The 5170-nt window shown below is 55.9% G+C and carries 4 protein-coding genes and 1 pseudogene; all 5 read right to left on the bottom strand.

Features of this window, described 5'->3' with window-relative positions; translation table 11 throughout:
* Positions 1–1441 (bottom strand): annotated as a pseudogene (locus tag Q7J88_RS13215) (hypothetical protein); the annotation flags it as partial.
* Positions 1442–1565: 124 nt separating this feature from the next.
* Entirely contained in the window at positions 1566–1739 is a 174-nt protein-coding gene (locus Q7J88_RS13210; RefSeq protein ID WP_303722703.1) for a hypothetical protein, read from the bottom strand.
* Positions 1736–2308, bottom strand: coding sequence for a hypothetical protein (locus Q7J88_RS13205; protein ID WP_303722702.1), 573 nt, complete (start codon positions 2306–2308; stop codon positions 1736–1738). Before Q7J88_RS13205 ends, Q7J88_RS13210 begins: the two co-directional genes overlap by 4 nt.
* A gap of 121 nt (positions 2309–2429) precedes the next feature.
* Positions 2430–3536: a hypothetical protein gene (locus tag Q7J88_RS13200; protein ID WP_303722701.1), complete on the bottom strand. Its 1107-nt coding sequence runs from the start codon at positions 3534–3536 to the stop codon at positions 2430–2432.
* The coding region (locus Q7J88_RS13195) for an AAA family ATPase (RefSeq protein WP_303722700.1) at positions 3529–5170 on the bottom strand (1642 nt) is incomplete at its 5' end. The genes Q7J88_RS13195 and Q7J88_RS13200, both read right to left, overlap by 8 nt.

Here is a 5170-nt window from a genome sequence, read left to right as displayed (position 1 = left end):
GCTCGGCCCCGGCGTGGGGCATGTTGCGAGCGATCTGGAAGGAGACGGGGATAAACGGATTGGGCCGCACCGGTGCGGGCAGCGACTCGTCGGTCATGCCCATCACCCAGAGATGCTCAAAACTCAGACCCGAGGATTCCAGCAGCCCGAGTACCTGCAACGGCCCACCGGGGGATTCCGGTTGAAAGACCGCTTCATTGGCCAGGCGGCGCAGCAGGGTAACGGCCTCGCTACGGTCGATGGGGCCGGTCACCGGTTCCAGGGTGACCAGGGACGGCAACAGCTGTTCGGTCCAGTTTTTAAAGGACTGAAACTCCACGCTTCCCAAGGGCCGTTCGCCGGGCCAACCGACCTCGGCCAGCAAGTCGCTGAACCTCTTCACCCATTCCCCCGGCAAACGCTTGCGTCCATCTTTCAGGGCTTCGGCCAGGGTGCCGAAAATCCGCGCCATTTCCGGCAGTGACGCGGCATCTTTGTCTTCCGGCGCGGTCAACAATTTGCGCAGGCTGTGCAGCGGAAAAGAGAGCCGCCGCAGACTGCGCAAACGCCGATCGAACCGGGCGCGGTCGTAAAGTTCCCGCTGGCTGCCACCGAGATAGGGCGTGCGCAGTAAAAAGCCGATGGTGTCCACGGCAGGACGAAACCCCAGACCGAGGATTTCCAGGGCGGCGGCCACCAGCCCCTGATCGGCCAGGGGTGTGCCCAGGGAAAGGCTGAAGCGGTTTTCCTCCTGATCGAGATCGACCAGCGATTCGGGATCGAGTTCTTCGCGGAAGACCTGTTCCAGCAGGGTGCGCCGCTGTTGCAGATCGACCACCACAATGCCGATGTTTTTCGCTCCCTGTTCCAGCAAGCGGCGCGCCCAGCGGGCAGCGGTGCGGACTTCCGCTTCCGGATCGGCGCAAGCGACTCGGAGACCGGCTGCTTCGTCTCCGTCGGCGCCTTCCCACTCGCTGACCACGGCGCCGGCCGCGGTCATGGCAGCGGCAAGACGCTGCAATGAAGGAGAAATTTCATCGAATCCGGCCAGCACCACCTGTTCGCGGATCGTTAGCCGCCGTTCCCGCACAGCCGCTCCGATACGGCCCGGCACCTCGGAAGCGTCGAACCACCCCCCCTCGCGGCAGGCGTCCAGGTACGCCTTGCGCCAGCGGAGAAAGATGCGATGGTCGTCGCTCAGCGGCACACCGTCGGGAAGTTCACAGTACTCGACCAGCAACTGATGGGCTTCCTGCGCCCGCCGCGCCGTGGCCGGAATCTGCAACAACTCGATGTCGGCCCCGGCCACGTCCCGCTCGATGACCCGTTCCCACAAGTGCAACGCCCCCCGCATCGGCAGCAGTCCGGCGTCTTCGTCCAGCAGCGTCAGGGTCCGGTTCAACCAGGCATCGAGGCTGTACAACTCCGGCGACTTCCAGATCGTCCGGCCGGTCGCTGTCATCCACTGGTCGTAACGCTCCCGCAGATTGCGAGCCAACCGCTTGTTGACGGTCAGCACCAACCCACCGTGAGCCAGCGCTTCGAACAGAACGGGATACGGTTGCCGTTTATCGGTCATGCGGAAGTCATTCGGTTTTTTGGGGCGCATCTTCGCCGACCATGATCGGTTTCCCATTTTGCCAGATTACCGCATACTGCCCGAGCCGCCTTTTCTTTTCCAGCGCCCGAGAAACAGCTTCCGTCAAAGCAGCCAACGTTTGTCGGCTTTTCTCAGAAGGTTCCTGCTTAGATATTTTCATAACCCGGCCTCACACAATAACTGTTGATAAAAATCATCATGTACGATATTTCGTTCATCACCTTTTTGTTCAAAAACCAACACCGGGGCAGCGGTGATATTCAAAAAGCATTGGCAGGCATCCACAACCCAGCTGTATTCGGTTAACAAATTGCGCAAACTACGAGGGAAACGACGCTCAATATCTTTTTCCGAGATATTGTGTCCACCGTGCGCCACCCGCTCGGCGACCCGCAGTTTGGACATTTCCATATTGGGCAGCGCCAGATAGATCAGTTCCACTTGCCAATTTTGCCGTTTAAGACGATCAATAAGTCGTAAATAAGCGCGGCCCGCCAAGGTGGTTTCAAAGGCAAAATCTTCTTTTTTTACTATACGCCCTTCAATCTCTTTCAGGAAAAAACGACTTGCCGCAACCAGTTCTCGTTCCGGCGCCAGAGGCGACAGACCGGCGGCAATCAAATCAGCGTTAATGAAGTGAGTACAGCCTGCCACTTTGGGAAGGTACTCCAGAGCAAAGGTCGTTTTTCCCGCGCCGTTTGGTCCGGCGATAATCCAGCAAGTGGGCATTATGTTACCTCTTCACTTTGTCGAGATATCTTTCCCGGCAATAAAAGAACCTCATTTACCGCCAACAGATTTACGGCAGCCGGCATGATAATGTAAAGCCGTTGGCATGAGTAGTGTCGATTCATAGCACAAGCTCCAATTCTTTTTCCCATGCCGCTAAGCGACATTGCTCCTGCATTGCGTCACATAAGAGTTGATGTACCTCGTAGTGTGGTTCACTCGGCAATAAATCTGTATTTTTCCATTGGTGGAAGTAGTCTTGAATCTCTGCTTGAGTGTGTCTTGTCTGACTCTTTTGAATCCGATTCTGTTCCCGTCGGCGAAGCGTCCCCAGATGTCTGGCATGTTCTGCCTTGAATTCACGCGTCCAACGGTCGGCGAGATGGAGTAGATTGTTGAGGTTTTCCACTTTGGGTTGATCTGCGGGCTGGGTGGATTTGCATTTTACTGTCAGCTTGGGCAAAACATATTCCAGGTGCAACGAGCCGTTGGCAGGACGAAAGTAAGGATGATACCAATCTACAAAACTGCCGTTACTATGAACGGCCTTCTCGCCCTTGTTGGACGTCGAATTGCACTCGCCGCAGATGGGAAGCAGGTTGTCGGCACACACACTGAGCAAAGGAAAGGCGCTCTTGGCGACCCAGTGATCCACCTCCGGTGTTTGGCCCAGCGGGCCACCGCATAGCACGCACACCTCACGCGCATCTGTATCGGAATTCAGGCGGTGCGCATCACGGAATATTTGGACAAAATTCTTGTAGGTTATACCCGCGGTTGCCACGGGAGTACCATCTGGAAGATATGGCAAGCCACTTCGAAGACCTTTTTCATAAAAGGCTTCCATGAGGATTTTGAATGCTTTCCAGACAGCTTCACCCACGCCCGGTCTGGCCACTGGCCATGCTGGCGGAACGGGGTGGAACTGCATTTCCACCGCCGAGACGGAGTGTACCCAAACGCAAAGCACGGTTTTTCTGTCATCTGGCAAGGCTGCTATTGTTTGCGCGTGGGTGAGCAAGGGCTGTCCCGCATCAAGGCGCTGCAAGAAGTGCCAGAGCCAATCGGCCTCAATAGCAGAGGCAAACCTTGGTGGCTGCATATTTTGCTGATTGATGCTTAATGCCGTAGTTGCAGGTTCGCATAGCCAGAAAACCAACGATTGCATCAGTCGTTGGCAAGCCGCCAGCGCGGGAGAACATGAAACAGGGTAAATGGGTTTAAGCATTCCCACCTCGCCAAATATTCAACAGGGTTCGCAATTCGCTACGGTAAAAGCCTGATCCCATCCGCGCAATCAGCTGTTCCAAGTCCGCGATCTCATCGGGCGTGCCAGTCGCCTGTTCCAGCTTCTTCTCGATAAATTCCTGTGCCCGTTTGCCGATACTGTCATCGGCGCCAAACACCGTCATCATCAAAGCGCTAGGGTCAGTGGCGAACGTCAGTTCACCGACCGGACGCACCCCAGAGCCGTTGGCAGTCTTTTCCACCATTACGATATCATTGTTAAACACATCCGAAAGCACGATGGCGGAATGGGTGGATATAAGAACATCGTTGGCAGTATTACCGATAGCATCGTCGATAATGTCTACGATTTCGCGCTTCCACTTGTCGTTGAAATGGGTTTCCGGCTCATCGAGTAACAGCAAGGCATCCTGTTGTCCATCCAGCAGATGAAACAGGGCCATGCGCCCCAGCACCATTTGCTCGCCATCCGAAAGTTCTTCGTAGCGCAGCACACCAATGTCTTGCCCGGAAAGATCAGTACCAGTTTCTGACACGGGCTGGCTGCGAAGGCGTAAAAGCAGATCATCGAACAAACCTGTCTGATTCAACTCCAGCAAGCGTGTGAACAACTCAAAGGGCGTGGCGCCTTCACCTCCAAGCAGGGCCAGTAACGCTTCACCTTCGGTTGTACAGGTGGCTAGGGCGTTAGTCGCGAGGCGTGTCGAACGATCCTGCGCGTTGAATGCGCCTTTCAGATCGAACAACAGGGTACGACGAGTTTCCAACGGATGAGGTTCGGCAATGACCTCGCTTGCGCAAAGCCACCAGTCATGTGCGGTTTCGCACAACTTGCGGTCCCAAGTGGAACTTTGCATATGACTGCGAAAACCTACCGAAACCAAATGATGACAGCTGCCACGTTCCAACAGCTCTTGCAGGGCAGCATTCAGATTTGCTTCGTTTTTTAGTGAGTGCGGCAAGGCAACTGCCAGCAGCGCACATTTGAGCAATGTAGCGTCAAGCAAGATGGGACGACGAAACGAATCGACGTCCGTAGACGCCATGCCCTGGTCAGGCCGTGTCGTGCCCATTTGCTCTTTACGAGCGGCCTCAAGTGCCTCTTCTTGGGCATTTGTCCACCCCGCCGGGCGTTCGTCACCTTGCGTGTCATCGTTGGTCTCCAACAATCCTTGGGCATCTTGGTTGCGATTCCAGACGGAGCGCCAAGGTCGCGGATCCCCGGTTGTATAGGCTAGAACTGCCGCAGGCAAAGCCATCAACGGTGGAGAACTGTCACGAAGCGGCCAACTACCCGGAGCGATCAAAGATGAGAAACCGGGCGTTGCGGGCGTTCCTTTTAGATTCAGGTGTTCGAGGCAAGAGTCAAACACCTCCTGGCCGTTTTGGTCATCGAATGCAAAACGCTCATGCATCCACAGGCTGGCTTGTCGGCGGCTCCCTGGACAATGCAAGAGCAAGGTTCGGTGGTTGGATGTGCCGCGGATGCCCAGCTCGTACACCAAACTGACCGGGAATTGTGGAACGCGAAGGTCGGTCAGGGCCAAAAAAACCTCGGCCACGGCACGCAACAAATTAGACTTGCCGCTGCCGTTGACACCCACCACGAAGCGG

The sequence above is a fragment of the Malonomonas rubra genome (assembly GCF_003247215.1).
GTDB classification, from domain to species: Bacteria; Desulfobacterota; Desulfuromonadia; order Desulfuromonadales; family Geopsychrobacteraceae; genus Malonomonas; species Malonomonas rubra_A.
Note: the sequence above shows the minus strand (reverse complement) of the source record. Positions and strands in the feature narration are given on the sequence as shown.